General features: G+C 63.2%; 22 protein-coding genes. 16 read left to right on the top strand and 6 right to left on the bottom strand.

What is annotated here, in order from left to right:
- Window positions 1-20: 20 nt before the first annotated feature.
- Entirely contained in the window at window positions 21-710 is a 690-nt protein-coding gene (locus GV819_RS13570) for a class I SAM-dependent methyltransferase (protein WP_161756590.1), read from the bottom strand.
- Complete coding sequence (locus GV819_RS13565) at window positions 707-1,165, bottom strand: hypothetical protein (protein ID WP_161756589.1); 459 nt, start codon at window positions 1,163-1,165, stop codon at window positions 707-709. Before GV819_RS13565 ends, GV819_RS13570 begins: the two co-directional genes overlap by 4 nt.
- A gap of 129 nt (window positions 1,166-1,294) precedes the next feature.
- Here GV819_RS13565 and nrdR point away from each other — a divergent pair, with 129 nt between their 5' ends.
- The 12 genes from nrdR to GV819_RS13505 all read left to right on the top strand — a co-directional run bounded on the left by nrdR (window position 1,295) and on the right by GV819_RS13505 (window position 9,970).
- Window positions 1,295-1,759, top strand: a complete 465-nt coding sequence (gene nrdR / locus GV819_RS13560) for a transcriptional regulator NrdR (RefSeq protein WP_019095943.1) — start codon at window positions 1,295-1,297, stop codon at window positions 1,757-1,759.
- A complete protein-coding gene (gene ribD, locus GV819_RS13555) occupies window positions 1,756-2,889 on the top strand; it encodes a bifunctional diaminohydroxyphosphoribosylaminopyrimidine deaminase/5-amino-6-(5-phosphoribosylamino)uracil reductase RibD (RefSeq protein WP_161756588.1) in 1,134 nt (377 codons plus the stop codon). Before nrdR ends, ribD begins: the two co-directional genes overlap by 4 nt.
- A gap of 47 nt (window positions 2,890-2,936) precedes the next feature.
- The gene (locus GV819_RS13550) at window positions 2,937-3,599 is read left to right on the top strand and encodes a riboflavin synthase (RefSeq protein ID WP_161756587.1); all 663 of its coding nucleotides are present in this window, start codon (window positions 2,937-2,939) and stop codon (window positions 3,597-3,599) included.
- A 16-nt stretch (window positions 3,600-3,615) separates the two neighbouring features.
- Window positions 3,616-4,707: a bifunctional 3,4-dihydroxy-2-butanone-4-phosphate synthase/GTP cyclohydrolase II gene (ribBA, locus tag GV819_RS13545; RefSeq protein WP_161756586.1), complete on the top strand. Its 1,092-nt coding sequence runs from the start codon at window positions 3,616-3,618 to the stop codon at window positions 4,705-4,707.
- A gap of 91 nt (window positions 4,708-4,798) precedes the next feature.
- Window positions 4,799-5,275, top strand: coding sequence for a 6,7-dimethyl-8-ribityllumazine synthase (gene ribH, locus GV819_RS13540; protein WP_161756585.1), 477 nt, complete (start codon window positions 4,799-4,801; stop codon window positions 5,273-5,275).
- Window positions 5,272-5,772, top strand: a complete 501-nt coding sequence (gene nusB, locus GV819_RS13535; protein WP_161756584.1) for a transcription antitermination factor NusB — start codon at window positions 5,272-5,274, stop codon at window positions 5,770-5,772. Before ribH ends, nusB begins: the two co-directional genes overlap by 4 nt.
- An 18-nt stretch (window positions 5,773-5,790) precedes the next feature.
- Entirely contained in the window at window positions 5,791-6,756 is a 966-nt protein-coding gene (thiL, locus tag GV819_RS13530; protein WP_161756583.1) for a thiamine-phosphate kinase, read from the top strand.
- Window positions 6,753-7,256: a phosphatidylglycerophosphatase A family protein gene (locus GV819_RS13525; protein ID WP_161756582.1), complete on the top strand. Its 504-nt coding sequence runs from the start codon at window positions 6,753-6,755 to the stop codon at window positions 7,254-7,256. The genes thiL and GV819_RS13525 overlap by 4 nt, the downstream gene beginning before the upstream one ends.
- 11 nt (window positions 7,257-7,267) lie before the next feature.
- Window positions 7,268-8,026 (top strand): substrate-binding periplasmic protein, encoded by a 759-nt coding sequence (locus GV819_RS13520; RefSeq protein WP_161756581.1) that lies wholly within the window; start codon window positions 7,268-7,270, stop codon window positions 8,024-8,026.
- A 113-nt stretch (window positions 8,027-8,139) separates the two neighbouring features.
- Window positions 8,140-8,757: a GTP cyclohydrolase II gene (gene ribA, locus GV819_RS13515; protein WP_161756580.1), complete on the top strand. Its 618-nt coding sequence runs from the start codon at window positions 8,140-8,142 to the stop codon at window positions 8,755-8,757.
- Window positions 8,754-9,173 (top strand): MFS transporter, encoded by a 420-nt coding sequence (locus tag GV819_RS13510; protein WP_161756579.1) that lies wholly within the window; start codon window positions 8,754-8,756, stop codon window positions 9,171-9,173. The genes ribA and GV819_RS13510 overlap by 4 nt, the downstream gene beginning before the upstream one ends.
- Window positions 9,173-9,970: a cobalamin-binding protein gene (locus tag GV819_RS13505; RefSeq protein WP_161756578.1), complete on the top strand. Its 798-nt coding sequence runs from the start codon at window positions 9,173-9,175 to the stop codon at window positions 9,968-9,970. Before GV819_RS13510 ends, GV819_RS13505 begins: the two co-directional genes overlap by 1 nt.
- Window positions 9,971-10,033: 63 nt before the next feature.
- Here GV819_RS13505 and GV819_RS13500 read toward each other — a convergent pair whose 3' ends face one another.
- From GV819_RS13500 to GV819_RS13485, 4 genes are all read right to left on the bottom strand, one after another.
- Window positions 10,034-11,917 carry a TonB-dependent receptor domain-containing protein gene (locus GV819_RS13500; RefSeq protein ID WP_161756577.1) on the bottom strand — a complete coding sequence of 628 codons (1,884 nt, stop codon included), beginning with the start codon at window positions 11,915-11,917 and terminating at the stop codon, window positions 10,034-10,036.
- A 129-nt stretch (window positions 11,918-12,046) separates the two neighbouring features.
- Window positions 12,047-13,948 (bottom strand): 1-deoxy-D-xylulose-5-phosphate synthase, encoded by a 1,902-nt coding sequence (gene dxs, locus GV819_RS13495; RefSeq protein WP_161756576.1) that lies wholly within the window; start codon window positions 13,946-13,948, stop codon window positions 12,047-12,049.
- Window positions 13,949-14,060: 112 nt separating this feature from the next.
- Window positions 14,061-14,948 carry a (2E,6E)-farnesyl diphosphate synthase gene (gene ispA / locus GV819_RS13490; protein WP_161756575.1) on the bottom strand — a complete coding sequence of 296 codons (888 nt, stop codon included), beginning with the start codon at window positions 14,946-14,948 and terminating at the stop codon, window positions 14,061-14,063.
- Window positions 14,945-15,187, bottom strand: coding sequence for an exodeoxyribonuclease VII small subunit (locus GV819_RS13485; RefSeq protein ID WP_011063724.1), 243 nt, complete (start codon window positions 15,185-15,187; stop codon window positions 14,945-14,947). Before GV819_RS13485 ends, ispA begins: the two co-directional genes overlap by 4 nt.
- A 402-nt stretch (window positions 15,188-15,589) precedes the next feature.
- Between GV819_RS13485 and GV819_RS13480 the strand changes: the two genes are divergently transcribed.
- From GV819_RS13480 to GV819_RS13465, 4 genes are read left to right on the top strand one after another with little or no spacing between them, the layout of a single operon-like run.
- Entirely contained in the window at window positions 15,590-16,381 is a 792-nt protein-coding gene (locus GV819_RS13480; RefSeq protein ID WP_161756574.1) for a YfaP family protein, read from the top strand.
- Window positions 16,382-16,418: 37 nt separating this feature from the next.
- Complete coding sequence (locus tag GV819_RS13475; protein ID WP_161756573.1) at window positions 16,419-18,149, top strand: DUF2138 domain-containing protein; 1,731 nt, start codon at window positions 16,419-16,421, stop codon at window positions 18,147-18,149.
- Window positions 18,134-18,793, top strand: a complete 660-nt coding sequence (locus GV819_RS13470) for a DUF1175 domain-containing protein (protein ID WP_161756645.1) — start codon at window positions 18,134-18,136, stop codon at window positions 18,791-18,793. Before GV819_RS13475 ends, GV819_RS13470 begins: the two co-directional genes overlap by 16 nt.
- Window positions 18,790-23,370, top strand: coding sequence for an alpha-2-macroglobulin family protein (locus tag GV819_RS13465; RefSeq protein ID WP_161756572.1), 4,581 nt, complete (start codon window positions 18,790-18,792; stop codon window positions 23,368-23,370). The genes GV819_RS13470 and GV819_RS13465 overlap by 4 nt, the downstream gene beginning before the upstream one ends.

Here is a 23,370-nt window from a genome sequence, read left to right as displayed (position 1 = left end):
CATCGTCGGCAAGCTAGCGCCTACAGGGTTTCTACCGACGCCGGTTGGTAGTCATTCGGTCGCTGCGCGTGATACAGGCTTACGTTGCGAAACTCCCAGGGCTCGGCCAGGTCCGGCAGGGTAAAGGCCTTGAGCATTTCCAGGCGCTGATACAGCGGGTGCCTGAAGTCCCTGACTCGGGAGTCTGCGACCAGGGCGGCGTGGCCACGGCTGAGGAATTGGTCCAGCAGCGGCAGGTTGGCTCGGTCATACAGCACGTCCGCCACCAGGATCAGGTCGAAGCGATCGGCCTCGGCGAAGAAGTCCGTGGAATAGCTCAGTTCCACGCCATTGAGTTCGGCATTGGCCCGGCAGGCGGCAATGGCCAGGGGATCGAGGTCGCAGGCCACGACTTCCAGAGCGCCGGCCTTGGCCGCGGCAATCGCCGCTACTCCGGAGCCGGCACCGAAGTCCAGCACCCGCTTGCCTTGCACCCACAGCGGGTGCTCGGCCAGGTAGCGAGCCAGAGCCAGGCCGCTGGCCCAGCAAAAACTCCAGTAGGGCGGCTCGTGAAGGATGCGTCGGGTTTCTTCCGGGGTGAAGGCGCGGTCCATATTCTCGGCATCGATCAGCCAGAGTTTGAGCGTGGTATCCGGCAGCTCGCAGGCCACCAGTTGCGCGTCCCCCAGCAGCTCGCTGAGGGCATCTTGCAGGTCGAACGGTACCTTCATGGGGCTTTGACGAATTGCAGTTGCCCCAGGGCCTGGGTGGTGGGCTGGCCGATACGCTGTGCCGGCAGATGCAGGATCAACTGGCCTGACTGGCTGGCACGGCCACGCAACTCGACCCGGGCGCCCTCAGGGAAGGCCTCGGGGGCAAAGCGCAGACGAAAGGGCAGGGCCTGGTTGGTGCCGGTCAGGTTGCTGCTGGCCAACAGGCGCTGCGGGCGACCACGTTCATCAATCACCAGCAGCGCCAGTTCGACGTCAGCGCCGGCCGGAACGCCATCGAGGGTGCCGCTCAGCTCGCGCTGGTAGGCCGGCAAAGGGCCAAGGTCGGCGGGTTCCTGGTTTTTTTTCTGCGTTTGTTGCGAGGAGGGGGAAGGTGCCGCAGGTTTCGGGGCATCGCTGCTGCAAGCGACCAGCAGGCTGACAAGACTGAGCAAAACGAGCGGTCTGAGCGGCATCTGAAGCTCCAACAAGGCGAAATTCCATGTGCGAAACATAATAGTCGGTCTGTATACCGTAAAGGCTATGGCTTGTCTTGCCAGTGGGATGCGCTACCATGGCCCTCCCTTTTTTTGTTGCCTGCCACCATGCACTGTCCCTTCTGCGGTGCCAACGACACCAAGGTCATCGACTCGCGTCTGGTCGCCGAGGGCGAACAGGTGCGCCGCCGGCGTGAATGCCTGGCCTGTGGTGAACGTTTCACCACCTTCGAAACTGCCGAACTGGTGATGCCGCGCCTGATCAAGACTGACGGCAGCCGTCAGCCCTTCGACGAAGAAAAATTGCGCGCCGGTATGCAGCGCGCCCTGGAAAAACGCCCGGTGAGTGTCGAGCGTCTGGAGGCGGCGCTGGTGCACATCAAGCACAAGCTGCGGGCCACCGGCGAGCGCGAAGTCAAATCCCTGGTCGTGGGTGAGCTGGTGATGACCGAGCTGCAGAAGCTCGATGAAGTCGCCTATATCCGTTTCGCTTCGGTCTATCGACGTTTCCAGGACCTCAACGAATTCCGCGAAGAGATCGACCGTCTCGCCCGCGAGCCGGCCAAGCAATGAGCCTGTCCCCGGAGCAAGCGGTACTCGACGCGCACTACATGGCCCGTGCCCTGGAACTGGCGCGCAAGGGGCGGTACAGCACCCATCCCAATCCCCGTGTCGGTTGCGTCATCGTGCGCGACGGCCAGGTGGTAGGCGAAGGCTGGCATGTGCGGGCCGGTGAGCCCCACGCCGAAGTGCATGCCCTGCGAGCCGCGGGGGAGCAGGCCCGTGGCGCCACGGCCTATGTGACGCTGGAGCCCTGCAGTCATCACGGGCGTACCCCGCCTTGCGCCGATGCCTTGGTCAATGCCGGGGTGGCGCGGGTGGTCGCGGCCATGCAGGACCCGAACCCGGAAGTTGCCGGCCGCGGTTTGCAGCGCCTGGCCCAGGCTGGCATCGCGACCCACAGTGGCGTGCTGGAAGGTGAGGCCCGGGCGATCAACCAGGGCTTCCTGAAGCGCATGGAGCACGGCCTGCCTTATGTGCGGGTCAAGCTGGCGATGAGTCTCGACGGTCGTACCGCCATGGCCAGTGGCGAGAGCCAATGGATCACCGGACCTGCCGCGCGTTCCGCGGTGCAGCGCCTGCGGGCGGAGTCTTCCGTGGTGTTGACCGGTGCCGACACGGTGCTGGCGGATGGCGCTCGGCTGAACGTGCGCGCTGCCGAGCTGGGCCTGGACCCTGAGCAAACGGCTCTGGCCATGAGCCGGCCGCCGTTGCGAGTGTTGATCGATGGCCGCTTGCGGGTGCCCCTCGACGCGCCGTTCTTCAAGGCCGGCCCGGCCCTGGTGGCCACCTGCGCAGCGGTGGAGGAGCAATATGCCAACGGTCCGGAGTGCCTGATCGTGCCTGGCCCCGATGGCCAGGTCGACCTGCGCCGTTTGCTGTTGGAACTGGCCGCCCGTGGCGTCAACGAGGTGCTGGTGGAAGCCGGCCCGCGGCTGGCGGGAGCCTTTGCCCAACAGGGCCTGGTGGACGAGTACCAGATCTTCATCGCCGGCAAGTTCCTCGGTTCCTCGGCGCGTCCGCTGCTGGACTGGCCATTGGCGCAAATGCGTGAGGCGCCGTTGCTCAAGATCATTGAAATGCGTGCGGTGGGCGATGACTGGCGAGTCACTGCCATCCCGGCCCCGCCAGCGAGCGTATAATTCCCGACTTTCGCCTACCCGGCGGCCCTGTTCTCGAGGAGGACTCCATGTTCACCGGCATCATCGAATCCATCGGCAGCATTCGCGCATTGACCCCAAAAGGCGGAGATGTGCGGGTCTATGTAGAAACCGGCAAGCTTGATCTGGCCGACGTCAAACTGGGCGACAGCATCGCGGTGAACGGCGTCTGCCTGACCGCTGTTGAGCTGCCGGGCGATGGTTTCTGGGCCGATGTCAGCCGTGAAACCCTGGACTGCACCGCCTTTCATCAATTGAAGGCCGGTAGCCGGGTCAACCTGGAGAAAGCCCTGACCCCGACCACCCGCCTGGGCGGTCACCTGGTCAGCGGCCATGTCGACGGCGTCGGTGAAGTGGTGGCGCGGGAAGAAAATGCCCGGGCCATCCAGTTCCGCATCCGCGCACCGAAAGAGCTGGCCAAGTACATCGCCCATAAAGGCTCGATCACCGTCGACGGCACCAGCCTGACGGTCAACGCGGTGAATGGCGCCGAGTTCGAGTTGACCATCGTGCCCCACACCCTGGCGGAAACCATCATGGCCGACTACCGGCCGGGTCGGCAGGTCAACCTTGAGGTGGATCTGCTGGCGCGTTACCTGGAGCGCCTGCTGCTGGGTGACAAGGCGGCCGAGGCCACGGGCGGCAGCATTACCGAAAGTTTTCTGGCCGCTAACGGCTATCTCAAATCCTGACTCAAGGGGGTGCCGAGTGGCGCTCAACAGCATCGAAGAACTGGTTGAAGACATCCGCCAAGGCAAGATGGTCATCCTCATGGATGACGAAGACCGTGAGAACGAAGGCGACCTGATCATGGCCGCCGAGTGCTGCAAGGCCGAACACATCAACTTCATGGCCAAGCACGCCCGTGGCCTGATCTGCATGCCCATGAGCCGCGAGCGCTGCGAGCTGCTCAAGCTGCCGCTGATGGCGCCGCGCAACGGCTCCGGTTTCGGCACCAAGTTCACTGTCTCCATCGAGGCCACCGAAGGCGTCACCACCGGCATCTCCGCCGCTGACCGTGCGCGTACCGTGCAGGCAGCCGCTGCCAAGGACGCCAAGGCCGAGGACATCGTCAGCCCGGGCCACATCTTCCCGCTGATGGCCCAGCCCGGCGGTACCCTGGCCCGTGCCGGCCACACCGAGGCCGCCTGCGATCTGGCGCGCATGGCCGGTTTCGAGCCGAGTGGGGTGATCTGCGAGGTGATGAACGACGACGGCACCATGTCCCGTCGCACCGAGCTGGAAGCCTTCGCCGCCGAACACAAGATCAAGATCGGCACCATTGCCGACCTGATCCACTACCGGATGATCCACGAACGTACCGTTCAGCGGATTGCCGAGCAGCCCCTGGACAGCGAACTGGGCCAGTTCAACCTGGTGACCTATCGTGATTCCGTGGAAGGCGATGTGCACATGGCGCTGACCCTGGGCGAGATCTGCGCTGAAGAACCGACCCTGGTGCGGGTGCACAACATGGACCCGCTGCGCGACCTGCTGATGGTCAAGCAACCGGGCCGCTGGAGCCTGCGGGCGGCCATGGCCACAGTGGCCGAGGCGGGCAGTGGCGTGGTACTGCTGCTGGGTCACCCATTGGACGGTGACGTACTGTTGGCGCACATTCGTGAAACGGCCGATCACCAGCCGCCGAAGAAACCGACCACCTACAGCATCGTGGGTGCCGGTTCGCAGATCCTCCGGGACCTGGGCGTGCGCAAAATGCGCCTGATGAGTGCACCGATGAAGTTTAATGCGATATCCGGTTTCGACCTGGAAGTTGTAGAATACGTGCCCTCCGAATAAAAGCCGGTCGTTTCTGGCTTGAAATTCGCGGTTCAAATATCACTAAAGGGCGTGTGCTAGACACGCCCTGGCTCTTTAAGAGATTTGTCGAATGACCCTGAAGACCATCGAAGGTACCTTCATCGCCCCTAAAGGCCGCTATGCCCTGGTGGTCGGCCGTTTCAACAGCTTCGTCGTCGAGAGCCTGGTCAGCGGCGCGGTTGACGCCCTGGTTCGCCACGGCGTGAGCGAAAGCGACATCACCATCATCCGTGCTCCTGGCGCCTTCGAAATTCCGTTGGTTGCGCAAAAAGTCGCACAGAAGGGTGATTACGCGGCGATCATCGCCCTGGGCGCGGTCATTCGTGGCGGTACTCCGCACTTCGAATACGTGGCAGGTGAATGCACCAAGGGCCTGGCCCAGGTGTCCATGGAGTTCGGCGTGCCGGTGGCCTTTGGCGTGTTGACCGTTGACTCGATCGAACAAGCCATTGAACGTTCCGGCACCAAGGCCGGTAACAAAGGCGCTGAAGCCGCCTTGTCCGCCCTGGAAATGGTCAGCCTGCTGGCGCAGTTGGAGGCCAAGTGATTAGCGACGATAGCGATCGTTTCAACCCACGCGATCCCAAGCCTGCCAGTGCTGGCAAGCCATCCAAGAGCGTCAAGCGTCGTGAAGCTCGTCAGCTCGCGACCCAGGCGCTGTATCAATGGCACATGGCCAAGCATTCGCTGAACGAGATCGAAGCTCAGTTTCGGGTCGACAACGATTTCACTGACATCGACGGTGCCTACTTCCGCGAGATCCTGCACGGGGTTCCGGCCCACAAGAACGAGATCGATACTGCTCTCGTGCCTTGCCTGGACCTGGCCATTGACGAGTTGGACCCGGTTGAACTGGCGGTCCTGCGCCTGTCGACCTGGGAGCTGCTCAAGCGCGTCGACGTGCCGTACCGCGTGGTGATCAACGAGGGTATCGAACTGGCCAAGGTTTTCGGTTCCACCGACGGCCACAAGTTCGTCAACGGTGTTCTCGACAAGCTGGCCCCGCGCCTGCGTGAAGCTGAAGTGAAGGCGTTCAAGCGCTGATCCGCGCTTGCAGCTGCCATGGGCGAGTTTGAGCTGATCCGTAATTTCTTCGCTGCCGCGCCCTGTGCGCAGGGCGGCGAAGGTGTTGTTCTAGGGATCGGTGATGACTGCGCCTTGCTGGCAGTTGCTCCTGGCGAGCAGTTGGCGATTTCCACCGACACCCTGGTGGCCGGTGTGCATTTCGCCGATCCCTGCGAACCGTTTCTTTTAGGCCAACGCTCCTTGGCGGTGGCTGTCAGCGACCTGGCTGCCATGGGCGCCACCCCGCTGGCCTTTACCCTTGCCCTGACCCTGCCGACGGTAAGCACCGATTGGTTGCAGGCCTATGCCCGCGGTTTGAACGCCATGGCCCAGAACTGCGGTGTGCGCTTGGTCGGTGGCGACACCACACGCGGCCCCCTGACCTTGACCTTGACGGTGTTCGGACGTGTGCCCGCAGGCCTTGCCCTGACCCGCAGCGGCGCCCGCGAGGGTGACCTTCTATGTGTCGGCGGTGAGCTGGGTAATGCCGCTGGCGCCTTGCCCCTGGTGTTGGGACAGCGTCGCGCCGAACCGGCAGTGGCCGATCCGCTGCTGGCTCATTACTGGTCGCCGCAACCACAGTTAGCCCTGGGCCAGGCCTTGCGTGGCAAGGCCAGCTCCGCCCTGGACATCTCAGATGGTCTGTTGGCCGATTGTGGGCACATTGCCGCAGCGTCGGCAGTCGGTCTGCAGGTGGAGGTCGAAAGGCTGCCCTTGTCTGCGGCGCTGCTGAGCTTTCTTGGCGAGCGGGGCGCTCGTGCTGCCGCTTTGAGTGGCGGCGACGACTACGTGCTGGCCTTCACTCTGCCGCCTGCCGAGCTTGCGCCGCTGTTGGCTGCAGGTTGGCCGGTGCATGTGGTTGGACGGGTGGTGGCCGGGCAAGGGGTGACTCTGCTGGATGCCGGCGGACAGGACATCACCCCGGGCATCCGGGGTTATCAACATTTTCCGGAGACACCGTGACAGATCATCCAAAACAGCTCCCTGCGGAGTTCGTGCCGCCATCGGTCTGGCGCAATCCCTGGCATTTCCTGGCTTTCGGCTTTGGCTCCGGCACCTTGCCCAAGGCTCCGGGCACCTGGGGTTCGCTGGTTGCGCTACCCTTTATCCCGTTGTGGCAGATGCTGCCGGATTGGGGTTATTGGTTGATGCTCGGCGTCACCATGCTGTTCGGCTTCTGGCTGTGCGGCAAGGTTGCCGATGATCTGCGAGTACATGACCACGAAGGCATCGTCTGGGACGAAATGGTCGGTATGTGGATCACCCTGTGGCTGGTGCCTGAAGGCTGGTACTGGTTGCTGGCGGGATTCCTGGCATTCCGCTTCTTCGACATTCTCAAGCCCTGGCCGATTCGCTGGATCGACCGGCATGTTCATGGTGGCGTCGGCATCATGCTCGACGACGTCCTGGCTGGTGTGTTTGCCTGGCTGGCGATGCAAGGGCTGGTGTGGTGTTTTAGCTGAGGGGCAAGGCAATGGGTGTCTGTCGCGCGCTGCTGCTGTTGCTGGTCGTCTGGAGCTGCAGTAGCGTCCGGGCCAGTGAGTTGCAGGCGCCGCCCCAGTCCATCCGCATTGCCAGCGAGGAGTGGAGCCAGTACACCGAAGCCAACGGCCAGGGCTTGGCCTGGGAGATCCTGCGGGAAGTCTTCGAGCCCCTGGGAATCCGCATTGAACGCTGCAGCGTGCCCTATACCCGTTCGGTGGGGCTGGTGCAGCGGGGTGAAGTGGATGCCCAAGTGGGGGGTTACCGTGATGAGTCGCCCGGGGTGCTCTACCCGGAGCGCAACTACGACACCGACCACATCTATGCTCTGGGGCTGGCCAGCAATCCCGAGTTGAACCTGGCGAGCCTGGGCAGCTATCGGCTGGTCTGGGTGCGTGGCTACAAGTACCAGGACTACCTGCCCAACGTTCACCGTTACAACGAGATTCGCCGGCGGATCGGCATCCTGCCGATGCTGCTGTACAGCCGGGCTGACTACTACATCGATTCCCAGACCGAGATCGACTACGTGCTGGGGCAGGCCCAGAACCCCGGCCAGTTCAAACGCACCCACCTGACCGAGCTGCCGCTTTACCTGGGTTTTGCCAGTAACCCGCGAGGGCGCGAGCTGCTGGCGCTGTATGACCGGCGCATGGAGCAGTTGGTGAGCACGGGCCAATTGCGGCCGATATTCGCGCGTTGGAAGCAGCCTTATCCCTTTGACGGGGAGCGGCGCCCGGCAGCCCGTTGATCAAACTTATCGATCTTTATCTCCGATAATTCAGCCTAAGCACCCAGTGGAGGCTGCTGTTACAATGCCGCCTCTGCGAATCTTGAGTCCTCATACAGATCAGGAGCACAACAGTGCCCGTCGTTTTTGTTGCCGCTTGCAAGCTGCCAACCCCTTTTGCGCAATTCACCATGCATGGTTTTCTCGATCAAGCCACCGGCCGTGAACATGTAGTGCTCAGCCTTGGCGACATCGCCGATGGCGCGCCGGTGCTCGGTCGCTTGCACTCCGAATGCCTGACCGGCGATGCCTTGTTCAGCCAGCGCTGCGACTGTGGTTCGCAACTGGAAGCCGCCATGCAGGCCGTTGCTCGTGAAGGTCGTGGCGTCATTTTGTACCTGCGCCAGGAAGGCCGCGGCATTGGTCTGCTGAACAAGATCCGCGCCTATGAGCTGCAAGATGGCGGCGCGGACACCGTTGAAGCCAACGAGCGCCTGGGGTTTGCTGCCGACCAGCGTGACTACGCCATGTGCCTGCCGATGCTCGAGCACCTGGGGGTCAAGTCGCTGCGGCTGATGACCAACAATCCGCGCAAGGTCAAGGCATTGACCGAGATGGGCATCCAGGTCGCCGAGCGCGTTCCTCTGCACACCGGTCACAACCCCCACAACAAGTTGTACCTGGCGACCAAGGCCAGCAAGCTCGACCACATGATGGGCAACGAGCACCAGGGTGAGGTCGACCGCCTGTGACTCGGGGTCAAGTGCGCCGACGGCTGACCGTCAGTTGGTGGCAGTACCTGGCGTTGGCCTTGTTGCCTTTGTTCGTGATCAATGCGGTGTTCGGCAAGGGCGAAGCGATCATGCCGGTGCTGGCGATGCCGTTCTTTATCGCCGGCACGGCCTCGATGTTCGTCAGCCTGCGTTTCTTCAACGGCTACAAGCATGCCTTGATCGCCGCCGGTAAAGCCCTCGACACCCCTGATGAGCCGGCTGCCTGGATCACCCTGGCAGCTCGGCGTCGCGCGGCCTTCCTGGCAGCCTCGTTGCCGGCCTGGATTGGTGCCCTGGCGGTATTCGTCGGCCTGGAAGCAGTGCCGCTAATGCTGCTGGCGCTGTCCAGCGCAGTGCTGTTCTACCTTTACCGTATCCCGCGTCAACTCGCCTGATGCTGCGTTGGCTGGCGCTTCTGTGCCTGCTGGCCAGCGTTCCCGCACTGGCGGCGCCGCGGGTCGTTAGCTTGGCGCCTTCGCTCTCGGAAATCGTTGTCGAATTAGGCGCCGCCGAGCTGCTGGTCGGCGTGTTGGATGCCGGCGAGCGTCCGCCACAGATCGCGGGTCTGCCTTCGGTGGGGCGCTATGGTCAACTGGATATGGAGCGGCTGCTCAGTCTCAAACCCGACTTGCTGCTGCTCTGGCCGGGCAGTGTGGGCCCGGCCCAGCGCGAACAGCTGTCGCGCCTGGGGATTGCCATCTACGTCGCCGAACCCCATGACCTTCAGCAACTGATTGCGCAGATCGCCGAGATCGGCGAGCGCCTGGGGCGGCCTGCGGCTGGCCAGCAACTAGCGGCGCAGTTGAGTCGGCAATTGAGTCGGTTGCGCGCGCGCTATCATCGCGAGCCCCCCTTGGCGGTGTTCTATCAAGTCTGGGATCAGCCGCTGTACACCGTGGGTGGCGGGCAGATCATCAGTGAAGCGCTGAGCGTCTGCGGTGCCCGCAATGTATTTGCCGACCAGCAGTTACCGGCGCCTCAAGTCAGCGTCGAAGCGGTGTTGCAGCGCAACCCGCAGGTGATCCTGGCCACTGCTCAGGGGCAGTTGGATGCCTGGAAGGCCTGGCCGCAGATTGCTGCGGTCAAGCAAGGACGCTTGTTGCTGGTGACTGATAAAGGACTGGAACGGCCCAGCGGGCAAATGATTGCCGCGACTGCCAAGCTCTGTGCATTGATCGCGCCTGAGCGCTGAGCCCTGTTCGCCGGCCCTACGCCATCACTGTAGGAGCCGGCTTGCCGGCGAAGGCGGCGGATCTTACAGCTCCGGCGTCCAGGTCACGCCGAGCATCCAGGTGCGGCCTTCGGTGCGGTAGCCATAGTCGCTGCCCTGGTAGCTGTAGAGCGCGCGCGTGTAGGACTTGTCGAAAAGATTGTCGAGCTTCAGGTCCAGCTTGATTTCATTGTTGACCGCCCAGCTGCTGCGCAGGCCGAACAGGCTATAGCCGGGGATCGAGAATCGATTCCCCATGTCGTTGTAACTACTGCTAATTGCCTGCCAGCTGGCACCGAGTCCCAATCGATCAAATTGCCGATCCAGATCCAGGCTCAACGTGCGCCGTGCCCGTCGGTTCAGGGTGTGTCCGGTGTCACGATCCCTGGGGTCGATGATCGCCAACCCAAGGTTGCTCTGCCAACCCAATATCTCTTGTTTGAGACTTGCCTCGAAACCGTTAATGCGCGCGGAGCCAATGTTCTGTGGGCGGTACCTGGCATCAGGGGTAATAGCATCCTTGATGTCTGTGCGATAAAGCGAGGCCTCCAGGCGACTGCTTTCGCTTAGTTGGCTGCGCCATTGCAGTTCATAGCTCTTTGAGTGTTCTGGCTTGAGGTTGGGATTGTCGTATCCCGGGTAGTACAGATCACTGAAGTTCGGTGCCCGAAAGCCTTCGCTGTAGGACAGCAGCAGGTCGTTGTCCGGGTTCAACGGCAGGGTGAAGGTGCCGCTCCAGGTGTTTTGCCCGCCATATTGCTGATTCTGGTCGCGACGCAGGCCCAGCTCGGTGGAGAAGCTGTCCCCGCGAAAGCGGTGCTGGATAAAGGCGGCGCGGTTCCAGCGGCTGTCCTCGGCAAATCGGGCCGGGCTGGTATTGAGCCGGTCTTCATACCAGTCGGCTCCGACGATCAGGCTGTTCTGGTCGTTCAGGCGCAGATCGTTCTGCCAGTTCAGTGAGTCCCGATAGGTATTGAATACACTGCGCTCGTCACTGAGCTTGTCGCGTTTGAGATCGCGGTTCTCGCTGTGCCCCAGTTCTATCCGCGACTGCCAGCGGTCGTTGATGGTTGCGTCGAGATACCCGCTGGCGCTACTGACGCTGAAGTCGGTGTAGGGGTCCTGCTCGAAGACGTTGTAGTTTGAGTCGTAGCGACCAAAAGGGTTGTCATAGCGCGTACGACCACGGTTATCCAGCAGGTTGAACCCCACCTCCAGGTCATCACTCAGCGCGTGGCTGAGGGTGAAGCTCAACGATTTGTTGCGATAACCATCGTGGTCGGCGTCGCTGGGGAATGACTCACGAGTCCAGTCGATCCCGGCAGTTTCATCCAGGCTGGCGCCCAGGCTGAAGCGCGTCTGTTGATCACCGCCGGACAGCCCCAGGCTGCGCTCCCAGGTCTGGTTGCTGCCGACTCCAACGCGCATGCGCCCGTGCAGCCCAGACTCGGCGCCGCGCCGAGTAAATATCTGGATCACGCCACCCAAGGCATCACTGCCGTAGAGGGCCGAGCGTGAGCCGCGCAGTACTTCCACGCGCTCGATCTGGTCGACGCTGATGAATTGCAGGTTGCTGTCGCCGGACGAGGAGCTGCTGATGCGTTGGCCGTCTACCAATACCAGGCTCTGGGCCGAGTTGGTGCCGCGGATGAAAATGTTCGGCGGGCTACCACGCCCGCCACTCTGGGCGACCTGCACCCCCGGTACCCGTTGCAGCAGGTCGATCAGGCTGCTGGGTTGCAGGCGATCGATTTCTTCTCGGGTGAATACGCTGTTGGCGGCGCTGCTGTCGTTGCGCGCCTGTACCTGGCGATTGGCACTGATCAGCGTCTCCGGAAGTTTCAGGGCTTGATCGCGTTCAAAAGTGTCTGCGAGCAAATCGGCACAGGGCAGGAGGCACAGGGGCAGGGCAAGGCGAGAGAGTTTCATGGCTATTCCATTAGCGCGGCGGGGGCCTTGGCCGCAAGAATCGGGGAATGCGGCACCCAGGTTGCCGATGCGGGCGAGTCGCGCAGGGCTACAGGGCCCGGAGGGCAGGCCCTGCATTCGCTAGAGAGTTTACGACAGGCCCAGCAGTTGCAGGCGCTGGCGCACCGCGGCCTCGATGCCGGCCTCGTCGAGGCCACATTCGGCAAGCATCTGCGCCGGCTTGGCGTGCTCGACATAAGCGTCCGGCAGACCCAGGTGCAGAATCGGCTTGAGGATGCTTTCGCGGGCCATGAATTCACTGACCGCGCCACCGGCGCCGCCCATGATGGCGTTTTCTTCGATAGTCACCAGCAGTTCGTGGCTGGCGGCAATTTCGCGGACCAGGGCTTCATCCAGAGGCTTGACGAAGCGCATGTCGACCACGGTGGCGTCGAGTTTCTCGGCCACTAGCAGGGCTTCGGCCAGTTGCACGCCGAACACCAGCAGAGCGACTTGTCGACCTTGGCGACGGATCAGGCCCTTGCCGATCTCGATCGGCTCCAGGTCCTTGTCGATCGGCGCATTGGGGCCAGTACCGCGTGGGTAACGCACGGCCGCCGGGCCGTTGTACAGGTGGCCGGTGCTGAGCATCTTGCGCAGTTCATTCTCGTCGCTTGGGGTCATCACCAGCATGCCGGGGATGCAGCGCAAGTAGGACAGGTCAAAGCTGCCGGCGTGGGTCGGGCCGTCTTCGCCCACCAGGCCTGCGCGGTCGATGGCGAACAGCACGTCGAGGTTCTGCACCGCCACGTCGTGGATCAGTTGGTCGTAGCCGCGCTGGAGGAAAGTGGAGTAGATCGCCACCACCGGCTTGGCACCTTCGCAGGCCATGCCGGCCGCCAGGGTCACCGCGTGCTGTTCGGCAATTGCCACGTCGAAGTAGCGCAGCGGGAAACGCTCGCTGAAAGCCACCAGGTCGGAGCCTTCCTTCATCGCAGGGGTAATGCCCACCAGCCGCGGGTCGGCGGCGGCCATGTCACACAGCCACTCGCCGAACACGCCGGAGTACTTCGGTCCGCCGGCCTTTTTCGGCGCAGCGGCCGGAGCGTCCAGAGGTTCCAGCTTGGTGATGGCGTGGTAGCCGATCGGGTCGACTTCCGCCGGGGCGAAGCCCTTGCCCTTCTTGGTCACCACATGCAGGAACTGCGGCCCCTTGAGATCGCGCATGTTGCGCAGAGTGGCGATCAGGGTCGGCAGGTCGTGGCCATCGATGGGGCCGATGTAGTTCCAGCCCAGCTCTTCGAACAGGGTGCCGGGTACCAGCATGCCCTTGGCGTACTCTTCAGTACGGCGGGCGATTTCCCAGGCGCCTGGCAGGCGCGACAGGACCTTCTTGCTGCCCTCGCGCATGCTGGCGTAGGTGCGGCTGGAGAGGATCTTGGCCAGGTAGTTGGACAGGCCGCCGACATTGCGCGAGATCGACATGTCGTTGTCGTTGAGGATCACCAGCATGTTGGCGTCCACTTCCGGCGCGTGGTTCAGGGCCTCGAAGGCCATGCCAGCAGTAAGGGCGCCGTCGCCGATCACCGCGATAGCCTTGCGCTCGCTGTTCTGCAGGCGGGCGGCAATGGCCATGCCCAGCGCGGCACTGATGGAGGTGCTGGAGTGGCCGACGCCAAAGGTGTCGTACTCGCTCTCGGAGCGCCGGGGGAAAGCGGCCAGGCCGTCTTTCTGGCGCAGGGTGGCCATTTGTTCGCGGCGACCGGTGAGGATCTTGTGCGGATAGGCCTGATGACCCACGTCCCACACCAGCCGGTCGTCCGGGGTGTCGAATACGTAATGCAACGCGATGGTCAGCTCGATGACCCCGAGGCCGGCACCGAAGTGCCCACCGGTCTGGCCGACCGTGTAGAGCAATTCCAGGCGCAATTCATCGGCCAGGGTTTCCAGCTCGGCTTCACCTAACCGGCGCAGGCCGTCCGGCGTCTTGGCACGGTCGAGCAGCGGCGTGGTCGGGCGTTTGCGGGGAATCTCATGAAACGTCGTGGGCATCAGGCGAATCGTTATAGGTATAGAAAGAGGCGGCAGTTTACCTTATGCATCGCAAGCTGCCCACGCAGAGCACCGAACTTGGCCGATATGCGGTCCGGGTGCGGGCCGCCGATCAGCTGCGGCGCTCGACGATATACCGCGCCAGCTCGCGCAGGGGCTCGGCCGCTGCGTCAAACGGACGCAGGGCGTGCAGCGCCTGGTCGCGCAGTTCCAGGGCGTATTCCTTGGCGGCGGCCAGGCCCAGCAACGCCGGGTAGGTTGGCTTGTCCCGGGCAATGTCGGCGCCCTGGCGTTTGCCCAGGGTCGCGGTATCGCTTTCGACGTCGAGGATGTCGTCCTGCACCTGGAACGCCAGGCCGATGGCTCGGGCATAGGTCTGCAAGGACTTCAGTTCGTCTTTCTCCGCCATGCCGCTGGCCAGGGCGCCGAGGATCACGCTGGCCTCGATCAGGGCGCCGGTCTTGTGCCGGTGCATGTACTCCAGAGCCTGCTGATCGAGCTTGAGGCCCACCGAGCCGAGGTCGATGGCCTGGCCGCCGACCATCCCCGCAGGGCCTGCGGCCAGGGCCAGGGTGGTGACCATGCGCAGGCGGATCTCGGCGCTGGCGTCGCTCAACTGCGGGTCCAGCAGGGCACTGAAGGCCAGGCTCTGCAGGCCGTCACCGGCAAGGATCGCGCAGGCTTCGTCGAAGGCCTTGTGAGTGGTGGGCTGGCCGCGACGCAGGTCGTCGTCGTCCATCGCCGGCAGGTCGTCGTGCACCAGCGAGTAAGCGTGAATCAGTTCCACCGCACAGGCTGCGCCGTTGGCTTGCTCGGGCTTGCCGCCCAGAGCCTCGCAGGCGGCATAGGCCAACAGTGGGCGCACTCGTTTGCCACCATTCATCACGCTGTAGCGCATGGCTTCATAGAGGCGGGCAAGTTCGGGGCTTGGAGCAATGAACAGGGTTTGCATTGCAGCGTCGACGCGGGCCTGACTGGTGGCCTGATAGGCGGAAATCATTCTGGCTGTTCCGCATCGAAGGGCTGTTCCGCCAGCTCGCCATCGCGCTCCAGCAGGATCTGTACTTTCTGCTCGGCCTGGGCCAGGGCGGCCTGGCAGTCACGGGTCAGGCCGATGCCTTGCTCGAAAGCGGTCAATGAGTCTTCCAGCGACAGCTCGCCGTTCTCCAGACGCTCGACCAGGGTTTGCAGGTCGGCGAGGGATTGTTCGAAATCTAAGGCAGCTTTTTTGCGGGCCATGGCGGCTATCCCGGTTGACGTTAAACCGGCGCGACACTAGCAGACACCGGGGTTTCGGGCAAATGAGAAGGGCTCGCTGGCACTCTATTTACCGAGATCGGTCTGGGGCGGACTCATACCTGAATCGAGGATGTTTCATGGGGATTGGCAACGCTCGAGCATCACCGGTGATGAGTGTGGAGTGGGCGTTTCTGATATCGCTCTAATGGCACTTGCTGCGCGGGTTTCAGGGGTGTGCCGACTTCTTCGCAAAATCCCCTTTCTCCAATTGTGTAACAGGCACCAAGTCGCTAATCTGCGGCCTCTTCTATGCCCTCTTTCGTCGGGCTGACTTTCTGAATGTTTGCAGCTGCGCCGAGGATCTGGCGCCAGGGTTTTCCCATGCATGGCAGGACGCAGTACATGCGCGCTCTATCCTCCCTTCTGCTGACCCTGGTGTTGGCCGGGACGGCGTTCGCCGAGCCTTCCGCCGAGCTTCAGGAACCCCTGGCCGGCTGGCGTTATTCCGGGTTGCTGGACCGGACCGAGCAGGACCGGGTGGCCTATCCGACGCCGCCCATCGATCGCGGCATTCAACGCAACCGCACCATGATTGAAGGCCAGCTCAAGGCCATTGGCCATTTGCGCCAGCCCCACAGCCTGTCGGTCAACGGTAACCCGCTGAACCTCTACACCGACGAGCAAGGTCGCTTCGGCCGGCCCTATGCGTTCGGTGCCGGCTCCAATAGCGTCGAAGTACGCAGTTCCGAGGGCAAGTCCCTCAAGCGCGTGCAGTTCTATGAAGCCAATCAGAACAAGACACCGCCGCGCATTCGCGTGGTGCTCGGCTGGGACGACCCCAAGGCCGAGCTCGACATGCACATCATCACCCCGGATGGTCAGCATGCGTTCTTCGGCCATCCCGGCTTGACCAACGGCGGTGGCCTGGACCCGGATGGGGTCGATGGTCCGGGCCCGGAAATGTTCACCATGACCGCGCCGCTGCGGGGCACCTATCTGATCTACGTCAACTACTGGGGCAACTTCGGCAGTGGCGGGTACAACTTCGACGAAGGCAGCAATCAGAACGAGGTGATCACCTCGCAGATCAACCTGATCCTTAACGAAAACACCGTCGATGAGAAACGCGAGACCTTTATCGTGCCCATGCGGGCCATCGGCGACCTGTTGCTGGTCAAGTCTTTCAACTATTGAACATCCCGCACCACGGATGAATTGGGCTTTGTGAATCATGAGCGAAAACACAGCATCCCCGGCAGTCGGTATCCCCGCTACAGATCAACTCGCTGGCAAGCGGCGCTGGCCGGCCCTGGTCGTGGGCTTGTGCCTGGTGGCGGCGGCGATCACGGGCGTGGGCTGCAAGCCCAAGACGCCGGTGGCGGAGCTGGCCGGCGACAAGCTTGGCCTGAGCCGTCCGGACGGGTTGCTGGAGACGCATTCGCTGTCCCAGTTGCCCAAGGACTTGCTGGCGGTGCCGTTCCTCAAGGAAACCCTGACCGAGGATTTCGTCTTCTACTATCAGACTCACGCCGACCGCCTGGGGTTGATCGGTGGCCTGCGGCGGATCATCTACGAGCATGACCTGAAGCTGCAGGACAACCTGATCGAGCAACTGTTCGACCAGCCGGCGGATGTGGCGCTGTGGCGCGGCGCTGATGGACGTCTCAAGGACTTTTTGCTGGTGATGGACCGTGGCGGGCTGGCGAAATTGCTGGAGCCTTTGGCCAAGGTTGCCCTGGATGACAGCCAGTTGAGCCAGCTGGCGGATCTGAAGGTCGGCGGCGATGCGGTGACGCTCTACCAGTTGAACTACAACGCCGGTAAATCCCTGGCGTTCGCTTCCCACGGCGACAAGCTGGTGGTGCTGTCCAACCCGGCAAAACTCTATGACCCGAATGCCAGCAGCGATGAGGAGGAGGGCACCGATGATCAGCACGGCGACGTCTCCACCACGGCACTGGAAGCGCTGCTCAATGGCGACAAGCTGTTCCCCGAGGCCTTCGGCCTGGAGGCGCGCAAGCCTGAAGTGCAGCAACGCCTGACGGTTAACGCCAGTGTCCTGGCCATGGGTTACCAGCGCTTTATCCCCAACTTCGCCGGCCTGCGCTTCGAGATGGATGACAAGGGCTGGCACAGCTACCTGGCCATGGAGGAGCAGGACAACCAGCCGGACTTCGACTTCAAGCCGATCTGGCAAGCCATGCCCATGGGGGCCAGTGCCTGCGTCGCACTGCCGTTGGCGGTAGAGCAGCAGAAGCCGTTGCTGGTCAAGCTCGGTGCCGAAGAGTCGGTGGCGGCAACGCTGACCGAGCACATGGCCGGCACCGCCGGATTGTGCTGGTACGCTGATTCGCGGCTGTATACACCGCTGCTGGTGGCGAGCCTCAAGGACCAGGACAGTGCCAAGCTCGATGCCGACCTGGGTAAGCTGTTTGGTTCGATGGTGGGCTCCCGGGAGAGCAAGGTCGAGGAGCGGATCTTCCCGGTGCTGGAGCAGCAGAATGGCGACGTGCACCAGTGGCAGCGCCAGGTCAGTTCCAACTTCGGCCAGTACCCGGCCAAGGACGCCAAGGACCCGAACACCATTACCGGGCGTGCCTTCATGCAGGTCAGCCTGGCTCGCCACGGCTCGACCCTGGTGTTCTCCCTGGATGACAAACTGGTGGGCAAGGCCCTGGGCACGCTCGACAAACGCTTCCCGCCACTGGCCGACGTGCTCCCCAAGGACGCGCTGATGCCGGTGTACCTGGGCCCGCAGTCCCTGGCCCAACTGATCCAGCAGGAAACCTTCGACAGTGTGCCCCAGGACATGGAGCCGGTGTTCAACAACGCTGCGCAGACCTATCTGGTGCCCAAGCTGCGCACCCTCGGCGGTTATGGCACATACGTCCTGACCCTGCCCGAAGGCAGTGAACCCAAGGGGCACTGGCAATGGCTGCCCCTGCAATGGCGTGCGCTGTGAGCGCATTGCGCAAGCGCCTGAGCAGCCTCGGCCTGCTCGCTTTGTTGCTGAGCACTGCCGTGGGCGCGACGCCGGTCCCGCCGCTGGACGTGCCGCAGTCCCAGGTGTTCCGCGCCTGGTTCGTGCGCATCGCCCAGGAGCAACTGAGCCAGGGGCCGAGCCCGCGCTGGTATCAGCAGGATTGCGCCGGGCTGGTGCGCTTTGCCGCCAACGAGGCGCTCAAGGTCCACGACAACAAATGGTTGCGGGCCAACGGCCTGTCCAATCGCTACCTGCCACCGGAGCTGCAATTGAGCGAGGGCCAGCGCGGCTTGGCTCAGCAATGGCAGCAGGGCGGGGGCCAGGTCGGGCCTTACGTCAACGCGATCAAGCTGATCCAGTTCAACAGCCATCTGGTGAGCCGTGACCTGGGTCAGGCGCGCCCCGGAGACCTGCTGTTCTTCGATCAGGGCGATGACCAGCACCTGATGATCTGGATGGGCCGCAACATTGCCTATCACACCGGTACCACCACTCCCACCGACAACGGCATGCGCTCGGCTAGCGTGCAGCAACTGATGACATGGAAGGACACTCGATGGATACCCGACTCAGCCAACCCCAACTTCATCGGCATCTATCGACTGAACTTCCTCACCCAATGAGCGAATCGCGTATGTCCCGTTTTCTGTTTCGCCTGACCCTGGCCTTGACCCTGCTGGCCCCCGTGGCGCTGGTCAATGCCGAAGATTCGGTGCCGTCCAGCGATTACGCGGCGGTCTCCGGCGAGAGTTTCTTCCTCCTGGCCGATAGCAGCTTCGCCAGTGACGAGCAGGCCATGGTGCGCCTCGAGGCCCCGGGCCGTGACTACCGGCGTTTCCGCATGGAGCCCTATGGTGGAGCGGACATTCGGGTGTACCGGATCGACCAGCCGCTGGATTTCCTCAAGCGCCAGAAAAACCTGCACCGGGTGGTCAGTGACGGTCAGTTCAAGGGCGAGGGGCTTTCCAACACCCTGGCTTACCTGTGGGACAACTGGTACCGCAAATCCCGGCGGGTGATGCAGCGCGCCTTCTCCTACGAGTCGCGCAAGCAGGTTACCGAAGAGGTGCCGGAGCTGAAGGTGGGCAACTCGATGCTGGCGCCGACGCCGTATGACGTCCAGCCGCAATTCGCCCTGATCCCGGGGCTGCCCCTGGTGACCCAGTTCCGCTATCCGCTGTGGCAGGCCAAGCCGATCCAGCCGCCGGCCGGGGTTGACCTGTCCGGTTCCTCCAGCCAGTTCATCAACGTCGCGCCGGGCAACGTCTATATCCCGCTGGGGCAACTCAAGCCGGGGCTGTACCTGGTGGAGGCCCTGGTGGGCAAGTACCGCGCCACCACCATGGTGTTTGTTTCCAATACCGTGGCAGTGAGCAAGATTGCTGGCGACGAACTGCTGGTCTGGGCCGCGGGTAAACACGAAGGCAACTCGGTGCCCAAGGTCAACGTGCTGTGGACCGACGGCCTCGGCGTGATGAACAGTGGCGCCACCGATGAGCAGGGCCTGGTGCGCCTGAAACACGCCAGCCCCGAACGTTCCTATGTGATCGGTGAAGACCAGGAAGGCGGGGTTTTCGTCTCCGAGAACTTCTACTACGACAGTGAAATCTACGACACCAAGCTCTATGCCTTTACCGACCGGCCGCTGTACCGCCCGGGAGACTGGGTGTCGTTGAAGATTGTCGGCCGTGAGTTCAAGAACGCCCGGGATTCGGTGCAGCCGGGAGCCGGCGCGGTAAATGTCAGTGTGCTCGATGCGGCCGGTACCGCGCTGCAGAACCTGACCCTGAGCCTCGATTCCAAGTCCGGCACCCAGAGCCGTTTCCAACTGCCGGAAAATGCCGTGGCCGGTGGTTATGAATTGCGTTTCAGCTACAAGGATCAGGTCTACAGCAGTGCCTTCCGTGTCGCCGAGTACATCAAGCCGCACTTCGAGATTTCCTTGAGCCTGGCCAAGCCGGACTTCAAGACCGGCGAGGCCGTGAAGGGCAACTTGGTGCTGCTCTACCCGGATGGCAAGCCGGTGGCCAACGCCCGCCTGCAACTGAGCCTGCGGGCCCAGCAGCTGTCCATGGTGGACAACGAACTGCAGTACATGGGGCAGTTCCCGGTGGAGCTGACCAGCGCCGAACTGACCACTGACGCCAAAGGCAGCGCCACTCTGGACTTGCCGGCTGCGGACAAACCGAGCCGCTACATGCTCACCGTGTTCGCCAGCGATGGCGCCGCGTACCGGGTCAAGACCACCAAGGAAATCCTCATCGAGCGTGGCGCCGCGAGCTTCAGCCTCGGCGCGCCGCAGCGTTTCAGCGCCGCCGGTGACAAGGTGCAGTTCAGCTACGCCAACCAGAACACCAGCGAGCAGAGCAAGAGCGTCAAACCGAGCCGCTACAGCTGGGTTCGCCTGGAAGACCAGTCCACCGGCGACGGCAAGCTGGCTGCCGCCGACAGCGGTTTTTCCCTGGCCTTCGAGCGTCCTGGCACCTACAACCTGACCGTGCGCGACGAGCATGATCGGGTACTGGGTGGTACCAGCCACGCGGTTACCGGCGAAGGCATCAAGGCCGTGCCAGGCACCGTTGAAATCGTCCTCGACAAAGCCGAGTACAAGGCTGGTGAAGAGGCCCTGGCGCTGATCACCTTCCCGGAGCCGATCAACGATGCGCTGCTGTCCCTGGAGCGCGACAAGGTCGAGGCCACCGCGCTCCTGTCCAAGGGCGGCGATTGGCTGAAAGTGGAAAAACTCAGCCCCACCCAATACCGCGCCCGAGTGCCGGTGAAGGACAACTTTGCGCCAAACCTGACCTTCTCCGTGCTCTACACCAAGGGTGGTGAGTACAGCTTCCAGAACGCCGGGATCAAGGTGCTGACACCGCAGATCGACGTCGCCATCCATACCGACAAGGAGAAGTACCAGCCGGGTGACATGGTCACCGTGGACCTGTCCACCCAGTTCGCTGGCAAGCCGGTACCGGCGCACCTGACGGTCAGCGTGGTGGACGAAATGGTCTATGCCCTGCAACCGGAAGTGGCTCCGAGCATCGATCAGTTCTTCTACCATCCGCGGCGCAACAACGTACGTACCAGCGCCAGCCTGTCGTTCATCAGCTACGACGTGGCCCTGCCAGGCAGCCCAACGGCTCCAGGCAAGGCCAACCGCAGCGAGCGCGGGGTCAAGGTGCTGGAGCGCCCTCGCCGTGAAGACGTCGACACCGCAGCCTGGCAGCCGGAGCTGGTGAGCGATGGCAGCGGCAAGGCGCGGTTCACCTTCCGCATGCCGGATTCCTTGACGCGCTGGCGCATCACCGCTCGGGCCATCGCCGATGACGGCCAAGTGGGGCAGAAGAAGCAGTTCGTCCGCTCCGACAAGGCTCTGTACCTGAAGTGGAGCGGCCCAACCCGTTTCCGCAGCGGCGACAAACCAGAGCTTGGGGTGTTCGCCTTCAGCCAGTCCGAGCAACCGGCCAAGGCCGAGTTGGTCATCCATTACGCCGGGGAGTCCCAGCGCCTGCCATTGACCCTGAACAGTGGGATCAACTACGTGGCGCTGCCGGCCATTGTCCCGGGTAACGGTGAGTGGAGCGCTGAGTTGGTGCAGGGCGGCAAGACCGTGGATGCTCTGGCAGTGCGCCTGGTGAGCAGTGCCGCGGGCTGGCAGACGGTGCAAACCCAGAGCCTGGATGTAGTCACCACCAGCACCCCATTGGGGTTGCCGGCCGATGCCGCCGAGATCCGCCTGCGCCTGGACGACAGCCCGCAAGCGCTGTTTCGTTCAGCCCTGGATGACTTGCTGGAATACCCCTATGGCGGCGTCGAGCAGACCGCTAGCCAGTTGCTGCCGCTGAGCGTTGCCTACCCGGCGCTGGCCAGCAACCCGCAGGTCCGCGACCGGCTGCGCCTGATGATGCAGAACAGTCGCCTGCGCCTGGTGCACATGGCCGGGCCGGAAGCTGCGTTCACCTGGTGGGGCGAAGACGTTGATCCAGATGCCTTCCTCACCGCCTATGCGTATTACGCCGACTGGAACGCGAGCAAGGTGCTCGACCTGAACCTGCCGCCGGAACACTGGCAGCGGGTGCTGGATGTCTACGCCAAGCAGGCTGGTAATACGCCGCTGCTGCAGCGGGCGTTGATCCTCTCCTTCGCCCGTGAAATGAAGCTGCCGATCGCTACCCTGGTCAGTGGGCTGATGGATGATCTGGCCAAGGCCGGTGCCGGTCCGGCTGCCAGCATGCAGGACGACAGCAGTGACAGTCTGGTGATGGATGATCCGGATTCGGCCCTTGGCCTGGCCAGCGCTCGCGTGCTGGCTGCGACCCTGGCGCGGGATGCCAAGGTCACGCCGCCGCCGGCGTTTGTGGCGCAACTGGAAGCGGCGCAGCAGCAGGTCGAGATCAGCTCCAAACCGTTCATCCAGGCCCTGAGCCTGTCGTTGAAACCGTTCGATCAAGCAGCGGCGCGAGCCTTGCTGCAACGCCTGTTGCCGTCGCAGTCGACCCTGGAACGGGCCCTGGCCCTGACCTGGCTGCAACGCAGCGTGGCCCAGTCGGCACCTGCCGTGGCCTTGAACCCGGGGCAGGGCTGGCAACAGCAGCAGGGCGCCAGCGGTGAAAACTACTGGCTGTGGCAGGGACCTCAGGTGCCTACGGTGCTGACCTTGAACGCTGTGCCGGAACGTCCGCTGCGGGCCTCGGTGAGTTACCTGAGCAAACTGGACCTGGGCACCACGCCATCGCCGGTGAATATCACTCGCCGCCTGCTGCGCCTGGTACCGGGCGACGAGGCCTTTACCTTCAAGCTGGAGCCTGTGGGCAACAAGCCAATCGCCAGCGACGGTCTGTACCTGGATGAAGTGATCATCGCCAATCAGGGCAGCCGGCCGCTGCTGTACGGCATGCTGGAAGTACCGCTGCCGCCGGGCGCTGACGTTGAGCGCACCACCTGGGGGATCAAGCTGGCCGGTCCTGCCGGTACCGAAGCGGCGTCCCTGGAAAAGGCCCGTTTCGAGCCTGGGCAAATGAGCTACGCGGTGCCGCTGGATGCGCTGAATGACAGCAGTGAAGTGCGTCTGCGCCACCTGATCCGCTTCTCCCAGAAAGGCCAGTTCAACCTGCCTCCCGCACGTTTCTACCAGGTGTATGCACCAGAGCGTCAGGCTCAGGAGCGTACGCCGGCCTTGGGTCAGGTCACGGTCAAATAA

Origin of the sequence: Pseudomonas sp. Fl5BN2, from assembly GCF_009908205.1 — a bacterium.
Classification (GTDB): Bacteria; Pseudomonadota; Gammaproteobacteria; order Pseudomonadales; family Pseudomonadaceae; genus Aquipseudomonas.
Note: the sequence above shows the minus strand (reverse complement) of the source record. Positions and strands in the feature narration are given on the sequence as shown.